Source organism: Streptomyces sp. NPDC041940 (genome assembly GCF_055589465.1).
The window spans coordinates 114,554-129,930 of the sequence record NZ_JBVJBP010000009.1 but is presented as its reverse complement, the minus strand read 5'-3'; the positions used below and the strand labels follow the sequence as shown (position 1 = coordinate 129,930).

Below are 15,377 nucleotides of genomic sequence, written 5' to 3'. Positions count from 1 at the left end.
GGCGACCGGATCACACCCGGCCAGGCGGCCGACAGACACCCCGTGGCCCCGGGCAGGGGCGCAGCCGGCCGTGAGCAGGGCGGCAGCGAGACCATCCCGGCCGGGTCTTTCGCGGGAGGCCATGTGCCACCGGGCGAGAGGCCATCCGGCTGGAGTCAGCGAGCCGGCAGGCTTCCTGCCGGTCCGGGCGGGCCATACCCAGCGCGGGCCGAGCCGCAGCGCTCGCGGGGTCGGCCGTGGCGGCGGACCGGTCATGCCCGGGTGGGCGTGGGCCCGCTCCCAGGGGGCGTCCCGGGGTCAGGTCTGGGCCGTCGGGCGTCTCAGGAGGGATCTGATCGGGCGCCAGAGTTCTGTGGTGAGGTCCGGGGTCAGGACACCGTTGTCAGGGGCCGTGCGCCATATGAGGCCGTCGGGGTGGTGGAGGACCGCCGTGATCTCGTCGGGGGTCGGTGGGGCGGCGTTGCCGCGCAGGTAGACGGCGCGCAGACCGAGGTTGCGGAGCCTGGTCAGGGCTCGGGCACGGTTGGCCGAGTGGACGAGCACGCGGACGGCGCCGGGGCCGTCGGCGGCGGGGCGGGGCAGGTTCAGTGCCACCACCACCGTGCCGTTCGGCAGCTTGCAGAAGCCTCCTGCGGCCATGCGGTCATACCCCCGTGTCGGTCGGTGTCAATAAGAGAACCACAGGACGCACCTAAACACGGATCGGCGGTGACCCGCCAGGGGGTCACCGCCGATCATGCTCTGAGCTGGGGAAACGCGTTTTACTTCGCTGCGGGGGCGACCTCGAGCTCGATCGTCGAGCCGTCCTTCGCCTCCTTGATGATCTTGATCTTCGTGTTGGTGTCAGTGATCTTGACGCCGCCGGTCTTGTTCGTCGTGTCGTAGTAGGTGTTCTTCCGGTCGTTGAAGACCGACACCCCCTTCGACGACTTGATCTTGGTTGCGACGTCCGCGTTGTGCAGCTTGATGCCGTCCGTGCCGTAGAGGCTGAAGGGCGAGTCGTAGGCCTGGATGCGGTTGCGCATCAGCGTGCCGTCGGACCACTTCATGGCCTTCGGGTGCGCGTCGACGGGCAGCAGCAGACCCGTACCCGGGTGGACGCTGGTGTTGTTGTCCGCCTGGGAGGTGTCCCACTTCCAGATCAACAGGCCGTTCTGGTACGCGTAGTGCTCCACCCAGTCCGGACGGGTCGTGGAGAAGCCGAAGTTGTACGGGCCGACCTTGAGGGTCTTGTCGTACGACACGTACTGGCGGTTCTCCGCGATGTAGTACTGCGCGTAGTCCTTGGTGAAGGACGCGCCCATACGGGAGAAGCCCTTCGCCGTCCAGGCCGCGTCCGCGGACTCGGCGTCGTCGGAGAAGACGGCCGCACCGTCGGCGGTGACGGAGACGCGGTCGCCCGCGAAGCCCTTCATCGCCAGGCCGCCGTCGGTCTGGTAGCGGAAGCGCAGGTCGATCTTCTTGCCCGCGTAGGCGTCCAGGGAGTACGCCAGCTTCTTGTAGCCGTCGACCGTGCCGGTCAGCGCCGGCTTGTCGCTGCCGTCACGCGGGACCGGCTGACCGTCCACCGTGCCGTCCAGGGCGGTCCAGTTGGCGCCGCCGTCGGTCGAGACCTCGGCGTAGAGGTAGTCGTAGTTGGCCTCGATCTCGTACCAGCCGTCGAGGGTCAGCGACGCCGACTTCTTGCCGGTCAGGTCCACGGACCGGGCCAGCGTGTTCTTGAGGTCGTTGCCGCTGCCGCTCCACCACTGGGTCTTGCCCTGGGCCGGGGTGACCAGCTCGGTGGTGACGGCCTTCTTCGGCAGCTCCACCACGAGGCCCTGCTTGTGCTTCGTGTTGTACTCGGCGACACCCAGCTTGTGCCACGAGTTCGTCGCGGCCTTCGCGGTGTCGTACTTGAGCCAGCCCAGCTGCAGCTTGTCCCAGGCGGTCATGTCGCCGGGCAGGTCACCGATCTCGTTCTTGCCGGTGCCGAGCCAGGAGCCGGAGGACATCAGGGTCCAGAAGCCGGTGGAGTTGTCGCCGCCGCCGGTGGTGTCGTAGTGGTCCGGCAGACCGAGGTCGTGGCCGTACTCGTGGGCGTAGACGCCGAGTCCGCCGTTCTCCGGCTGGACGGTGTAGTCGCCGACCCAGATGCCGGTGTCGCCGATCTTGGCGCCGCCGAGCTTGTTGTCGGCGGGACCGGTGGCTCCGGCGTCGGTGCCGAAGGCGTACCAGCGGTGGGCCCAGATCGCGTCGGTGCCCTGCACGCCGCCGCCCGCGGACTCGTCCTCACCGGCGTGCACGACCTGGAAGTGGTCGATGTAGCCGTCGGACTCGTTGAAGTCGCCGTCGCCGTCGAAGTCGTAGCGGTCCCACTGGTCGTACTGCTTGACGTCCGCCTTGATCTCGGCGTCGGTCTTGCCGGCCGCCTTCTGCTGGGCGACCCAGGAGGTCAGACCGTCGCTGACGACGTTCCACACGCTCGGGCAGTTGGTGTCGCCGCAGGCGTTGTTGCCGTAACGGGCCTCGTTGTAGGGGACCTTGACCCAGTCGGAGACCTCGCCCTCGACCGAGTAGCGGCCGGAGGACTGCTTCTCGTAGTACTTCTTGACCGACTCGGTGTTCTTGCCGGTGCCGAAGTAGAGGTCCTCGAAGTACTTCTGGTTGTAGTCCGCCCGCCAGGCCGTGGAGTTGTCCTTCTTGCGGTCCGGCTTGGCTATCTTGTTGTGCAGCGGGCCCGGGGTGCCGCCGTACTTGCTGTCGATCTGGTCGCCGAACTCGACCAGGATCGTGAAGATCTTGTCGGTCTTCTCGCGGCCGAGCTCGACGTACTTGCTGTCGCCCTTCTTGCTCTTGAGCTGGACGACCTTGGAGCCCTCACGGTTCTTGACCGTGGACTTGCCGGATATGACCTGGTTCAGGGCCTCCTGGCGCTGAGCCTCCTGGGTCTTGCTCAGCGGGCCTTCGAGGTTGTGCTCGTCGTGCTTGTGCTCCGCCGGGTCGTGCCGGTCCACGGTGGTGGACCGGGGAGCGGAGGCGTCGTCGGCCTGGGCCACCGCATAGGTGGAGACGGTGGCGGAGGCCGCCGCGAGCGCCACACCGATGGCGGCCGCTCTGAACGTCCAGGGTCTACTGGTCACTTGAGTTCCTCCCCCGCGTCCGGGCGCGCGGAAGGAAGGGGGCCTTGGTCAGTGAAGGTCCGCGCGCGCGTGATCAACGCGTGTAATCAAGTGACGACATTTGACTAGAGGTTAAGCAGAAAAGACAGACCTTGACTTGGACAAGTCAAGTGCACTATGCGGAGTCCACGTTCGTTTTGCGGACAACCAACCGCATGCCCATCTGGCAGCAGGCGCGCGCATATGTCCACTGGGTGGACGCCATGACCCCGTGCGCCCCCTGTGCTCCGGACCTGTTGATTAGGTCACGCTTACCGGCCGTTCCGCTCGGGCACCCTGCCCGTGAGAATGTCACTTGGCGGAACGCTCGGTAAGCGGCGGAAAGCCAGGCCGACACCCCCGTGGACCCCCACTTTCGAGGACATGATGGCCATGCCCCGTCCGACTGCCGCACAGCTCGCCTACGGTTCGTGCACCGTGATCTTCTCGACGCTCGCCATGCTGCTGCTGTCACAGACGAGTTCGGGCGTGGGGGTCGCGATCATCGCCCTCGCGGCGCTCGCCCTCGGGCTGCTGGTCGCCATGACGGTGCCACTGCCCGGCAAACGCCGGACCGCAGTGGAACAGCCCGCCCCCGCTGAACCCCTGCGGGCCTCGGTACCCGCGCCGGCCCAGGTCCCGGAGCCGGTGCGCGAGCGGGCCGCCTCCTGACCGCCGGCTGATGCCCGCGGCTCTCAACCGGTGCTGACCACGACCGTCTTGGCCGCCTTGTCGTGCAGGCCCTGCTTGTAGGGCCGGTCGAAGAAGCTCCAGCCGCCGCAGACCGCGGTCCATACGCAGGCGCAGCAGAAGGCGAACGGGATCCACAGCACCGCGGCCCGCAGCAGCGAGTTCTGCACGGAGGGCGTGGCGCCGTTGTCGAGGTTGGCCACCCGCATGTGCAGCAGCTTCTTGCCGAGGGTCTGGCCGGTCCTGGCGATCAGGACGGTGTCGTAGGCGATGTAGAGGACGGCGGCGACCCCCGACTGCCAGAAGGACTTGCCGACCTCGATCTGATCGCCGTCCACGTCGTACTCGTTGACGTCGAAGCCCCAGGTGATCAGCCAGACGACGACACCCACCAGGATCATGTCGAGGATGCGGGCGAGCGTGCGCTTGCCGCTGTCGGCGAGCGGGGGCATGCCGGCGAGGGGGTCGGTGGGGTAGGAGCCGCCGCCGTACGGGTCCCCGCCGCCGGGGCCGCCGTAGGGACCGCCGCCGGGGCCACCGGCGGGCCCGCCGCCGCCCTGGTACGGCGGGGGTTCGCTGCCGTAGGGCGAGCCCGCGCCCTCACCGGGCGGCTCGTTCGGGGGCTGCTTCCTGAACGGGTCGTCGTCCGGGGGCTGCTGCCCGGAGCCGGGGGGCGGTTCACTGCTCATGGCCCGAGTCGACCGCGAACCCCCCGCCTCCGCATCCGGCAGACGGCCGGACGGGGTACGGAATCCTCCGGGTCGCTCAGCCCGCCACGAACGTGTGGGCCGCCTTGTCGTGCCAGCACTGGCGCCACGGCTTGTCGAAGAGGCACCAGGCGACGCCGACGATCCCGACGACAAGCAGCCCGGGGATGCTGTAGACCAGCCAGCGGCGCAGGGCGGAGCCGAAGTCCGGGGCCTCGTGGCCCTCGATGTCCCGGACGTCGAGACCCATCAGCTTCTTGCCGAGGGTGCGGCCCCACTTGGCGGTGGGCAGCACCTCGGAGACGACGCCGACGAGCAGCAGGACGGCCACGATGATGCCGAGGTAGACCGATGTGGTGCCGTCGAGCAGCCAGACCGTGACGGTCTCGCCGGAGAGCTTGGCGGCGTCGATCTTCTCGTTGACGTGGTCGATCGCCATGGTGCCGAGCGGCACGGCGGCCGCTGCGGTGACGCCCAGGAGGACGACGGTGTCCAGCAGCCTCGCGGCCAGGCGCTTGCCGAGCCCGGCGGGGCGGGCCGCCGCCTGGCGCCGGGCGGCGGCCTGGAACACGTCCTCGGTCGGAGGCTTCCAGGGCGCGACGGGCTGCTCGTCGCCGGTTCCGGCGAGGCGGTGCACCTGCTGCGCCCAGGACGACTGACCGCCGCCGGGGCCCGCGCTGAGGGGGGCGGCCCCCGGCTGGGGCCCGCCGGACTGCGGGGGAACGGCGGGGGCCGCCTGCGGCCCGGACAGCGCCGTCGGGGCGGCCGCGGCGGCCTGGGCGCCCGCCTGCGCTGCGGCGGCCCGGGCGGCGGCCGCCTTGCCGGCACCGAAGCCGGGCGACCCCGCGTTGGCCCCGGGACCGGCGCCCCCGGTCTGCGCGCCGAAGGCGGGTCCGGCCGAGCCAGCGCCGGCCGCTCCGAAGCCCCCGGCCCCCGCACCACCGTCTGAGGCCGGGCTGCCACCGGCGCCGACCGGAGCACCGAAGGCGGGCCCCGCCGGGCCACTGCCAGCCGACCCGAAGCCCCCGGCCCCCGCACCACCGTCGGAGGCGGCCGCCGGACCGCCCTGCGCGCCGGAACCGGGCGCCGGGCTCCCCGTGGCCTGGCGCGGTGAGACCGCGCGGAACGTCATCGTGCCCTCGTCGGGACCGTCGGCGGATGCCGCCGCCCCTCCCCCGGACTTCCCCGTCGGGCGGCGGAAGACGAACGTGCCGCCGGCGGACGCGGCGTCCGTCTCCTGGCCGGCGGACTCGCCGTCCGGCCCGCGGTCGGCGTGCGGCACCCTCGGGTCGGACCCCTGCGCGGCGGCGGCCCCTTGGGCCCCCTGGGGGGAGCCCCACGCGACACGGCGGTCCCGGTCGCCGCCGAAGCCGGTCTGGCGGGAGCGGTCGGCGCCCCAGGCGGTCGCGGGTTCGGGACGGCTGCCGTGCTGGGCGTCGGCGGCGGACGGCTCCTGGGCGGGGTCGGCCGGGTCCTCGTCGAAGAAGTGCGGGCCGGTCTCCTCGACCGAGGCGGCGGAGCCGGACCCCGTACCGGGCGGCGGCGCGAGCGTCTCGCCGTCCTGGGGCGCCGGACGGCTGGTGCCCGGCACCCAGGAGGCACCGTTCCAGTACCGGACATATCCAGGAATGGACGGGTCCGGGTAAAACCCTTCGCGGGGCCGGTCGTCACCGGGGGCCGGGGTTGGGGCGCTCATGTCCGTCGGTCCCGTATCTGCTCGGGGGTCAACTGGGGGCCTCCACATCTATCAGACGAGCGCAAGCCCCACGGCCGCTCCCACCGGACCCACCCCTTTCGAGCACCGATGTGCTACGCGGCGATAAAGCGAAAAAACTTCCGGCAAGTCGCGTAATGCGGACGCCCCCGCCCGCTCTCCCTCCCTGACCGGCCCTCACGGGCAGCCGTCAACGGAAGGGAAGACCGCCATGCACACCGTTGTGGAGCGGGAACTGGAGCTGAGACTCGTCCTGTCGCCGGAGCGCAGGGTCCCGGTGCCGGCCCGGCTCGGTTATCTCACCGACGATCCGTACGCCGTCCACGTCACCTTCCACATCGACACCCAGCACCCGGTGCACTGGACGTTCGCCCGCGAGCTGCTCATCGAGGGCGTGTTCCGGCCGTGCGGGCAGGGGGACGTGCGGGTGTGGCCGGCGAAGTCCGAGGGGCGCGGCGTCGTGCTGATGGGACTGAGTTCACCCGACGGGGACGCCCTGCTCGAGGCCCCGGCGGCCCAGGTGTCGGCCTGGCTGGAGCGCACGCTCCGGGTGGTCCCGCCGGGGGCGGAGGGGGAACAGCTCGGTCTCGACGACGAGCTGGACCAGTTGCTCGCCCAGTGAGAGGGGGCGGGTCAGAACAGTTTGCCCGGGTTGAGGATGCCCAGCGGGTCGAAGGCCTGCTTGACGGCCCGCTGCATCTCCAGCCCGACGGGGCCGATCTCGCGCGCCAGCCACTCCTTCTTCAGGACACCGACACCGTGCTCGCCGGTGATGGTGCCGCCGAGCTCCAGGCCGAGGGCCATGATCTCGTCGAAGGACTCGCGGGCGCGCCGGGACTCGTCGGGGTCGGCCGCGTCGAAACACACGGTCGGGTGGGTGTTGCCGTCGCCCGCATGGGCGACGACCCCGATGGTGAGCCGGTACTTCTCGGCGATCCGGTCGACCCCTTCGAGCATCTCGGCGAGCCGGGAGCGGGGCACGCACACGTCGTCGATCATCGTCACGCCCTTGACGGCCTCCAGCGCGGTGAGCGACAGCCGCCGCGCCTGGAGCAGCAGTTCGGACTCGGCCACGTCGTCGGCCGGTACGACCTGGGTGGCGCCGGCGGCCTCGCACAGCGCGCCGACGGCGGCGAGGTCGGCGGCCGGGGCCGTGGTGTCGAACGCGGCGAGGAGCAGCGCTTCGGTGCTCTCGGGCAGGCCCATCTGCGCCAGGTCGTTGACGGCCTTGACCGTCGTACGGTCCATGAGTTCGAGGAGTGACGGGACGTGACCGCCCTCCATGATCCGGCACACGGCGTCGCAGGCGGCAGCGGTGGAGGAGAACTCGGCGGCCAGCACCAGCTGCTCGGGCGGCTTGGGGCGCAGCGCGAGGACGGCCCGTACGACGATGCCGAGCGAGCCCTCGGAGCCGACGAACAGCCGGGTGAGGTCGTAACCGGCGACGCCCTTGGCGGTGCGGCGGCCGGTGGACATGAGCCGCCCGTCGGCCAGTACGACGTCGAGGCCGAGGACGTACTCGGCGGTCACTCCGTACTTCACGCAGCACAGGCCGCCGGAGGCCGTGCCGATGTTGCCGCCGATGGTGCACATCTCCCAGCTGGAGGGGTCCGGCGGGTAGTACAGGCCGTGTTCGCCGACGGCCCGGGACAGGGCGGCGTTGATCACGCCGGGTTCGACGACGGCGACGCGGTCGACCGGGTTGATCTCCAGGATCCGGTCCATCTTCGTCAGGGAGAGCACGACGCAGCCGTCGGAGGCGTTCGCGGCTCCGGACAGTCCGGTGCGGGCGCCCTGCGGGACGACCGGGACGCGCAGGGCGGTGGCGGTGCGCATCACGTGCTGGACCTGTTCGGTCGTACGGGGCAGCACGACCACGGCCGGGTTGCCGGCCGGGCAGAAGCTCGCCATGTCGTTGGCGTAGGCGGCCGTGACGTCGGAGTCGGTGAGAACCGCCTCCGCGGGGAGGCCGTCGAGCAGGAGGTCGACCAGGTCGCCGTTCGTTTCGGAGTCCTCGGGGCTGCGCGCTTCGATACGGCTCATGATCACAGGTTCGCACCCGGGGCCATCGGTGTGAACCCCGTCTGCGGCACCCTTCGCCTGCCCGGGTGTGGTCGTCGTACTGACGCACAGTGAGCGCCATGGAGAACCATCAGGAGGGCCCGGAGCGACAGGAGAGCAGGAGTTCGAAACACCCCTTTCGCAGCCGGCTGGTGCGGCGTCGGCAGGTGCTGATCGCGTCCGTCGCGGGATGTGCCGTGCTCGGCGGGGTGCTGGTGCTGACGCCGTGGGACCGGCCCGCCCCGCCCGCTCCGCCGTCGCCCGGGGCGCAGGCCATGGCGGCGGTCGCCGGCGGGGTGCCGGCCGCGCTGCCCGGCCTGGCCGAGCTGATCGACGCGCGGGAGAAGCGGCTGCGGACGCACCCGAGGGACGCGCGGTCCTGGGCGGTGCTCGGTGGCGCCTATGTGGAGCAGGGGCGGCGGCTGGCGGACCCGGCGTACTACCCGCGTGCCGAGAAGGCGCTGCGTGCGTCGCTGAAGGTGCGGCCGAAGCGGAACGCCCGTGCGCTGGCCGGTCTCGCCGCGCTGGCCAACGCCCGCCGGGATTTTCCCGCCGCACGCCAGTGGGGTGAGGCGGCGCTGAAGCTCCAGCCGCGGCGCTGGACGACGTATCCGCTGCTCATCGACGCCTACACCGGGCTGGGCGAGCACGAGGCGGCCGAGCGGGCGCTGGGCCGGCTGACGGAGCTGCGCTCCGGGCCCGCCGTGCTGGCGCGGGCCGCCGCCGTCTACCGGGACCGCGGCCGGCGGGAGGACGCGGCGGCCTCGCTGGCGGACGCGGCGGCGGGCGCGCGGGCCCCGGCCGAGCGGGCGGCCTATCTGGAGGGGGCCGGGCAGCTGGCCTGGGAGCGCGGGGATCTCGAGGACGCGCTGCGGCACTTCCAGGAGGCGGTGCGTCTCGACCCGGACCAGCGGGCCGCGCAGGCCGGGCAGGGCCGGGCGCTGGCGGCCCTGGGCCGGACGACGGAGGCGCTGAACGCCTACCGGGCGGCTCTCGCCAAGCAGCCTTGTCCGCGGTACGCCCTGGAGCTGGGCGAGTTGTACGAGTCGCTGGAGATGCCGGAGGCGGCCCGGGTGCAGTACGACCTGCTGCGGGAGGGGGTGCGCGAGGCGACCGCCGCCGGGGCCGACGAGGAACTGGTGCTGGGGCAGTTCGAGGCGGACCACGGCGATGCGGAGGCCGCGGTACGGCGGTTGCGCGCGGAGTGGGAACGTCAGCCGGGGACCGCGGTCGCCGACGCCCTGGGGTGGGCGCTGCACCGGGCCGGGGAGCACGAGGAGGCGCTGGTGTTCGCGCTGCGGGCGACGGAGGAGAAGCACTCGGGCGGGGTGCGCAGCGCGGTGTACATGTATCACCGCGGCATGATCGAGCGAGAGCTGGAACGGTACGGGGCCGCCCGGCGGCACCTCAGGGAGGCCCTGCGGATCAACCCGCACTTCTCGCCGCTGCGGGTGCCTGCGGCGCGGGCGGCGATGGAGTCACTGGGGGAGCCGCCGGACACGGAGGTGCCGGTGATGGGCCCGGGGCCGGAAGGGGAGTGAGAGGGCGCGGGTGCCCCGTGACACCCGCACCCTCTCCTCTGGGGACGATCGGACTACAGGTTGCCGCGGCGGGCCTGCTCGCGTTCGATCGCCTCGAAGAGGGCCTTGAAGTTGCCCTTGCCGAAGCCCATCGAGCCGTGGCGTTCGATGATCTCGAAGAAGACGGTCGGACGGTCCTGGACCGGCTTGGTGAAGATCTGCAGCAGGTAGCCGTCCTCGTCGCGGTCGGCGAGGATCTTCAGCTCGCGCAGGGTGTCGATCGGGACCCGGGTCTCGCCGACCCACTCCCCCAGCGTGTCGTAGTAGGAGTCGGGCGTGTTCAGGAACTCGACGCCGGCCGCGCGCATGGTGCGCACCGTCTGCACGATGTCGTTGGTGTTGAGCGCGATGTGCTGCACACCCGCGCCGCCGTAGAACTCCAGATACTCGTCGATCTGGGACTTCTTCTTGGCGATGGCCGGCTCGTTGATCGGGAACTTGACCTTGAGCGTGCCGTCGGCGACGACCTTGGACATCAGCGCGCTGTACTCGGTGGCGATGTCGTCGCCCACGAACTCCTTCATGTTCGTGAAGCCCATCACCTTGTTGTAGAAGCCGACCCACTCGTTCATCTTGCCGAGCTCGACGTTGCCGACGCAGTGGTCGATCGCCTGGAAGGTGCGCTGCGCGGGCGGTTCGACCATCGGCTGGGCCGCCACATAGCCGGGCAGGTAGGGGCCGTCGTAGCCGGAGCGCTCGACGAGGGTGTGGCGGGTCTCGCCGTAGGTGGCGATGGCGGCCAGGACGACGGTGCCGTGCTCGTCCTTCCTCTCGTACGGCTCGGCGATCGAGCGGGCGCCGTGCTCGAGCGCGTAGGCGTACGCGGCGCGCGCGTCCGGCACCTCGATGGCGAGGTCGACGACACCGTCGCCGTGCTCGGCCACATGCTTGGCGAGGAAGTGGCCCCAGTCGCTCGCGGGCTTGATGACCGAGGTGAGGACGAAGCGGGCGGAGCCGTTCTCCAGGACGTACGCAGCGGTCTCGCGGTTGCCGTTCTCCGGTCCGGAGTAGGCGACCAGTTTCATGCCGAAGGCGGTGGAGTAGTAGTGCGCCGCCTGCTTGGCGTTGCCCACGGCGAAGACGACCGCGTCCATTCCCTTGACCGGGAAGGGGTCGGCCTGCCGGGCGGTGTCGGGAGTGTGGTGTGTGGTCTGCGTCATAGCCGCAGGGTCTCCCCGCTCGGCAAGGTGCGCAATAGTTTGCGTTTCCGCTGGGCAATCTGTTCAGCGACACGGCCGGTGCATCGGCCCTTCTGTACAGGATGACCACCCCTGGAGGCTGCTGTGGCGATCGATCATCTGGACGGCCGGATCATCCTGCTGCTGGCCCGGGAGCCGCGGATCGGGGTGCTGGAGATGTCCCGGCGGCTGGGCGTGGCCCGGGGCACGGCACAGGCCCGGCTGGACCGGCTTCAGTCGAACGGAGTCATCCGCGGCTTTGGTCCGCAGGTGGATCCGGCGGCCCTCGGCTACCCGGTCACGGCGTTCGCGACGCTCCAGATCCGGCAGGGCCAAGGAGCCGACGTACGGGCCCACTTGGCGACCGTGCCCGAGGTGCTGGAGCTGCACACCACCACCGGCAGCGGGGACATGATGTGCCGGCTCGTGGCCCGCTCCAACGCCGATCTCCAGCGTGTGATCGACCGGGTCGTCGGTTTTGATGGCATCGTCCGGGCCTCCACGGCGATCGTCATGGAGAACCCCGTTCCGCTGCGGATCATCCCGCTGGTGGAGCAGGCAGCGGAGGAGACCTGAGTCGTGGGGTGAGCGCGCGTGAACTTCTTGGAGTACCTGGGCACCCGGAAAGAGCAGCTGCTCACGGACGCCTACCAGCACGCGAGCGTCGTCTTCCAGTGCATGGTCGTGGCGACCCTGATCGGGGTGCTGATCGCCGTCGTCACCTACAGCAGCGAGTGGGCCGGGAACCTCGCGACCACGACCACCGCCACCATCCTGACCGTCCCGGCACTGGCCCTGATCGGTCTGCTCATCCCCATCGTGGGGCTCGGCGTGCCGCCCACGGTGATCGCCCTGACGCTGTACGGGCTGCTGCCGGTCGTGCGCAACGCGATCGTCGGCCTGCGCGGGGTCGACCCGTCACTGGTGGACGCGGCCACGGGCATCGGGATGTCCCGGCAGGCCCGGCTGCTGCGGATCGAGCTGCCGCTGGCCTGGCCGCCGATCCTGACCGGGATCCGGGTCTCCACCCAGATGCTGATGGGCATCGCGGCCATCGCGGCGTACGCCTCGGGCCCCGGCCTCGGCAATGTCATCTTCCGCGGCCTGGCCTCGCTGGGCAGTGCGAACGCGCTGAACCAGGTCCTCGCGGGCACGCTCGGCATCATCGTCCTGGCGCTGCTGTTCGACGCCGCGTACGTCCTGATCGGACGGCTGACCATTCCCAGGGGGATCCGTGCCTGAGTCCGGCGACCACGGGGCCTCCATCGAGCTGGAGAGCCTGACCAAGCTGTTCCCCGGCAGCGCGCAGCCGGCCGTGGACAACGTGAGCATGGAGATCAAGTCGGGCGAGGTCGTCATCTTCGTAGGCCCCTCGGGCTGCGGGAAGTCGACCACGCTCAAGATGATCAACAGGTTGATCGAGCCGACCGGCGGCCGGATCCGCATCAACGGTGAGGACGTCACCGACATGGACCCGGTCAAGCTGCGCCGCAACGTCGGCTACGCGATCCAGTCGGCCGGTCTCTTTCCGCACATGACGGTCGCGCAGAACATCGCCCTCGTGCCGAAGATGATCGGCTGGAGCAAGGCCCGGATCAAGGAGCGGACCGAGGAACTCCTCGACCTGGTGGGCCTCGACCCCGGCGAGTTCCACGGCCGCTATCCGCGCCAGCTCTCCGGCGGTCAGCAGCAGCGCGTGGGCGTGGCACGGGCCCTGGCCGCCGATCCCCCGGTGCTGCTGATGGACGAGCCGTTCGGGGCGGTGGACCCGATCACCCGCGACCATCTCCAGGACGAGCTGATCCGGCTGCAGCACGAGCTGCACAAGACGATCGTCTTCGTCACCCACGACTTCGACGAGGCGATCAAGATCGGCGACCGGATCGCCGTGCTGCGCGAGCGGTCCCACATCGCGCAGTTCGACACCCCGGAGGCCATCCTCACCAACCCGGCGGACGACTTCGTCTCCGGGTTCGTGGGGGCCGGGGCGGCGCTGAAGCGGCTGAACCTGACCCGCGTACGGGACGTCGAGGTCACCGACTATCCGACCGTCACGATCGACGACCCGTTGCAGCAGATCTTCAACCGGCTGCGGACCGGCGGCACCAACGAGGTCCTGCTGCTCGACCGGCGCGGCCGGCCCTACAAGTGGCTGCGGCGCGGCGACCTGATGCGGGCCCGGGGCTCGCTGGCCCGGGCCGGGACGCTGGTGCACGACACGGTCACCCGGGACGCGACCCTGCGGGACGCGCTGGAGGCGGTGCTCACCGACAACGCGGGGCGGGTGGCGGTGACCGGGCGGCGCGGCGAGTACACGGGTGTCGTCGACATGGAGACGCTCATCAACTCCGTGCACGAACTGCTGGAGGCCGACCGGCTCGACGCGCTGGAGCACCAGCACGAGCTGGAGTCGCTGCGGGCCTCGCAGACGCACGCGGAGCAGGAGGGCGGCGGGAGCGTCACGGGCGTGGGCCTCGGCGGGGAGCGGCAGGCGTGACCGCGCCCGAGGTGACGGAGGTTCCGTCCGGGACGGCGGCCGAGGAGACGTCCGGGGCGCCCCGGACGCCACCGGCTCCCCGGCCCTCACGCATCAGCTGGCAGAAGCTGACCGTCCTGCCCACCGCCCTGGTGGCCGTGCTGCTCGCCACCTGGCTGTGGTTCGTTCAGGCCGACCTGGACGCGCTCTCCCGGAACGCCCTGTCGGGCGGCCAGGTCTCCAAGGCCCTGTGGCAGCACATCCAGCTGACCGCGATCTCCACGTTCTTCGTGCTGATCATCGCCATTCCGCTGGGCATCCTGCTGACCCGCCGGGCGTTCAGCAGGGCCACGCCGGTGGCGATGGCCTTCGCCAACATGGGCCAGGCGACCCCGGCGATCGGTCTGCTGGCACTCCTCGTCATCTGGCTGGGCATCGGCCGCCGGGCCGCCCTGATCGGCATGATCATCTACGCCATCCTGCCCGTGCTGTCGAACACGATCACCGGCCTCAAGGCGAACGACCCGACCCTGCTGGAAGCGGCCCGCGGCATCGGCATGTCCCCACTGGGCGCACTGCGCCGGGTCGAACTCCCGCTGGCCGTCCCCCTGATCCTCGCGGGTGTCCGCACGGCCCTGGTCCTCAACGTCGGCACGGCGACCCTGGCGGTCTTCGGCGGGGGCGGCGGCCTCGGCGTACTGATCACGACCGGCATCACCAACCAGCGCATGCCGGTGCTGGTGCTGGGCTCGATCCTCACGGTCGCACTGGCGCTGCTGGTGGACTGGCTGGCGTCGATCGCGGAGCTGTTGCTGCGGCCGCGGGGGTTGCAGTGATGAGGCGGGCGTGCCTGCCGGTCGCGGGTCTGTTGGTCGCGGGGTGCGGCCTGACCAGTGGCTCCCCCATGACCGATGACGTGAAGCCGGGCTCGATCGGGCGGGGTGAGCCGCTGAAGGGGGCGCAGCTGACGGTGACGTCGAAGTCGTTCACCGAGCAGCTGATCCTCGGCTCGATCATGGGCATCGCGTTCGAGGCGGCCGGTGCGGAGGTGATCGACCGCACCGGCATCCAGGGCTCCATCGGCAGCCGCGAGGCCGTCCGGAAGGGCGACGCGGACGCCGGGTACGAGTACACGGGCACGGCGTGGATCACGTACCTCGGGCACAGCAAGCCGATCACCGATCCGCAGCAGCAGTGGGAGGCGGTTGAGAAGGAGGACGCGAAGAACGGGCTGGTCTGGTTGCCGCCGTCGAAGCTCGACAACACCTACGCGCTGGCGATGAACCAGGAGAACGCGAAGAAGTACGGCACGAAGTCGATGTCGGACGTGGCGAAGCTGTCGAAGTCCGACCCCGACGCCGTGAAGCTCTGCGTGGAGGTGGAGTTCGCGAACCGGGCGGACGGGCTGCCGGGCATGCAGAAGGCGTACGGGATGAACGTGCCGGCACGGAACGTCACGCAGATGGACACGGGGATCATCTACACGCAGACGTCGAAGGGGAGTTGCCCGTACGGGGAGGTGTACACCACGGACGGGCGCATCAAGTCCATGAACCTCGCGGTGATGGACGACGACAGGAAGTTCTTCCCCAACTACAACGCGGCGCCGATGATCAACGCGAAGTCGCTGAAGGAGTGGCCGGCGATCGCGGAGGTCCTGAACCCGGTGACGGCGAGGCTGAACAACACGGTGGCGCAGGATCTGAACGCGAAGGTGGATGTGGACGGGGAGGATCCGCACCAGGTGGCGCTGGACTGGATGGTGGAGGAGGGGTTCGTCAGGGAGGGATGACTTACAAAGAACCCGTTGCAAAGAGACCTTTGCAACGCT

General features: G+C 70.6%; 14 protein-coding genes. 8 read left to right on the top strand and 6 right to left on the bottom strand.

Translation table 11 applies throughout. The annotated features are described in order from the left end of the window. Window positions 1–297: 297 nt before the first annotated feature. Both ACZ6I3_RS17650 and ACZ6I3_RS17645 read right to left on the bottom strand, forming a co-directional pair. Window positions 298–639, bottom strand: a complete 342-nt coding sequence (locus ACZ6I3_RS17650) for a hypothetical protein (protein WP_469415525.1) — start codon at window positions 637–639, stop codon at window positions 298–300. A gap of 122 nt (window positions 640–761) precedes the next feature. After that, on the bottom strand, window positions 762–3,122 hold the full coding sequence (locus tag ACZ6I3_RS17645) for an immune inhibitor A domain-containing protein (protein ID WP_469415523.1): 2,361 nt from the start codon (window positions 3,120–3,122) through the stop codon (window positions 762–764). A gap of 411 nt (window positions 3,123–3,533) precedes the next feature. On the opposite strand from ACZ6I3_RS17645, the gene ACZ6I3_RS17640 reads away from it, so the two are divergent. Further along, window positions 3,534–3,812 (top strand): hypothetical protein, encoded by a 279-nt coding sequence (locus ACZ6I3_RS17640; protein ID WP_469415522.1) that lies wholly within the window; start codon window positions 3,534–3,536, stop codon window positions 3,810–3,812. Window positions 3,813–3,835: 23 nt separating this feature from the next. Here the strand turns inward: ACZ6I3_RS17640 and ACZ6I3_RS17635 are convergent, their stop codons facing one another. Both ACZ6I3_RS17635 and ACZ6I3_RS17630 read right to left on the bottom strand, forming a co-directional pair. Next, entirely contained in the window at window positions 3,836–4,519 is a 684-nt protein-coding gene (locus tag ACZ6I3_RS17635; RefSeq protein WP_469415521.1) for an RDD family protein, read from the bottom strand. Window positions 4,520–4,595: 76 nt separating this feature from the next. Next, complete coding sequence (locus tag ACZ6I3_RS17630) at window positions 4,596–6,233, bottom strand: RDD family protein (protein ID WP_469415519.1); 1,638 nt, start codon at window positions 6,231–6,233, stop codon at window positions 4,596–4,598. Between the two features lie 229 nt (window positions 6,234–6,462). Between ACZ6I3_RS17630 and ACZ6I3_RS17625 the strand changes: the two genes are divergently transcribed. Then, window positions 6,463–6,873, top strand: coding sequence for an SsgA family sporulation/cell division regulator (locus tag ACZ6I3_RS17625; RefSeq protein ID WP_469415517.1), 411 nt, complete (start codon window positions 6,463–6,465; stop codon window positions 6,871–6,873). A gap of 11 nt (window positions 6,874–6,884) precedes the next feature. Here ACZ6I3_RS17625 and ACZ6I3_RS17620 read toward each other — a convergent pair whose 3' ends face one another. Further along, a complete protein-coding gene (locus ACZ6I3_RS17620) occupies window positions 6,885–8,300 on the bottom strand; it encodes an FAD-binding oxidoreductase (RefSeq protein ID WP_469415515.1) in 1,416 nt (471 codons plus the stop codon). Window positions 8,301–8,392: 92 nt separating this feature from the next. Between ACZ6I3_RS17620 and ACZ6I3_RS17615 the strand changes: the two genes are divergently transcribed. Next, a complete protein-coding gene (locus tag ACZ6I3_RS17615; protein ID WP_469415514.1) occupies window positions 8,393–9,853 on the top strand; it encodes a tetratricopeptide repeat protein in 1,461 nt (486 codons plus the stop codon). Window positions 9,854–9,906: 53 nt separating this feature from the next. Here the strand turns inward: ACZ6I3_RS17615 and hppD are convergent, their stop codons facing one another. Beyond that, window positions 9,907–11,052, bottom strand: coding sequence for a 4-hydroxyphenylpyruvate dioxygenase (gene hppD / locus ACZ6I3_RS17610; RefSeq protein WP_469415513.1), 1,146 nt, complete (start codon window positions 11,050–11,052; stop codon window positions 9,907–9,909). 123 nt (window positions 11,053–11,175) lie between these two features. Between hppD and ACZ6I3_RS17605 the strand changes: the two genes are divergently transcribed. Genes ACZ6I3_RS17605 through ACZ6I3_RS17585 form a run of 5 tightly spaced genes read left to right on the top strand, consistent with a single transcriptional unit; the run spans window position 11,176 to window position 15,338 of the window. Then, a complete protein-coding gene (locus ACZ6I3_RS17605) occupies window positions 11,176–11,646 on the top strand; it encodes an Lrp/AsnC family transcriptional regulator (protein WP_469415512.1) in 471 nt (156 codons plus the stop codon). Window positions 11,647–11,664: 18 nt separating this feature from the next. Next, entirely contained in the window at window positions 11,665–12,312 is a 648-nt protein-coding gene (locus tag ACZ6I3_RS17600; RefSeq protein WP_469415511.1) for an ABC transporter permease, read from the top strand. Then, window positions 12,305–13,567 carry a betaine/proline/choline family ABC transporter ATP-binding protein gene (locus ACZ6I3_RS17595; protein WP_469415510.1) on the top strand — a complete coding sequence of 421 codons (1,263 nt, stop codon included), beginning with the start codon at window positions 12,305–12,307 and terminating at the stop codon, window positions 13,565–13,567. Before ACZ6I3_RS17600 ends, ACZ6I3_RS17595 begins: the two co-directional genes overlap by 8 nt. An 11-nt stretch (window positions 13,568–13,578) precedes the next feature. Next, window positions 13,579–14,382, top strand: coding sequence for an ABC transporter permease (locus ACZ6I3_RS17590; protein ID WP_469415707.1), 804 nt, complete (start codon window positions 13,579–13,581; stop codon window positions 14,380–14,382). After that, the gene (locus ACZ6I3_RS17585) at window positions 14,382–15,338 is read left to right on the top strand and encodes a glycine betaine ABC transporter substrate-binding protein (protein WP_469415509.1); all 957 of its coding nucleotides are present in this window, start codon (window positions 14,382–14,384) and stop codon (window positions 15,336–15,338) included. Before ACZ6I3_RS17590 ends, ACZ6I3_RS17585 begins: the two co-directional genes overlap by 1 nt. The last annotated feature ends 39 nt before the right edge of the window (window positions 15,339–15,377 follow it).

Bases quoted from the DNA above. Each gene is read 5' to 3' on its own strand.
- ACZ6I3_RS17650 (WP_469415525.1), bottom strand. From the start codon at position 639: ATGGCCGCAGGAGGCTTCTGCAAGCTGCCGAACGGCACGGTGGTGGTG.
- ACZ6I3_RS17640 (WP_469415522.1), top strand. From the start codon at position 3,534: ATGCCCCGTCCGACTGCCGCACAGCTCGCCTACGGTTCGTGCACCGTG.
- ACZ6I3_RS17635 (WP_469415521.1), bottom strand. From the start codon at position 4,519: ATGAGCAGTGAACCGCCCCCCGGCTCCGGGCAGCAGCCCCCGGACGAC.
- ACZ6I3_RS17630 (WP_469415519.1), bottom strand. From the start codon at position 6,233: ATGAGCGCCCCAACCCCGGCCCCCGGTGACGACCGGCCCCGCGAAGGG.
- ACZ6I3_RS17625 (WP_469415517.1), top strand. From the start codon at position 6,463: ATGCACACCGTTGTGGAGCGGGAACTGGAGCTGAGACTCGTCCTGTCG.
- ACZ6I3_RS17615 (WP_469415514.1), top strand. From the start codon at position 8,393: ATGGAGAACCATCAGGAGGGCCCGGAGCGACAGGAGAGCAGGAGTTCG.
- hppD (WP_469415513.1), bottom strand. From the start codon at position 11,052: ATGACGCAGACCACACACCACACTCCCGACACCGCCCGGCAGGCCGAC.
- ACZ6I3_RS17585 (WP_469415509.1), top strand. From the start codon at position 14,382: ATGAGGCGGGCGTGCCTGCCGGTCGCGGGTCTGTTGGTCGCGGGGTGC.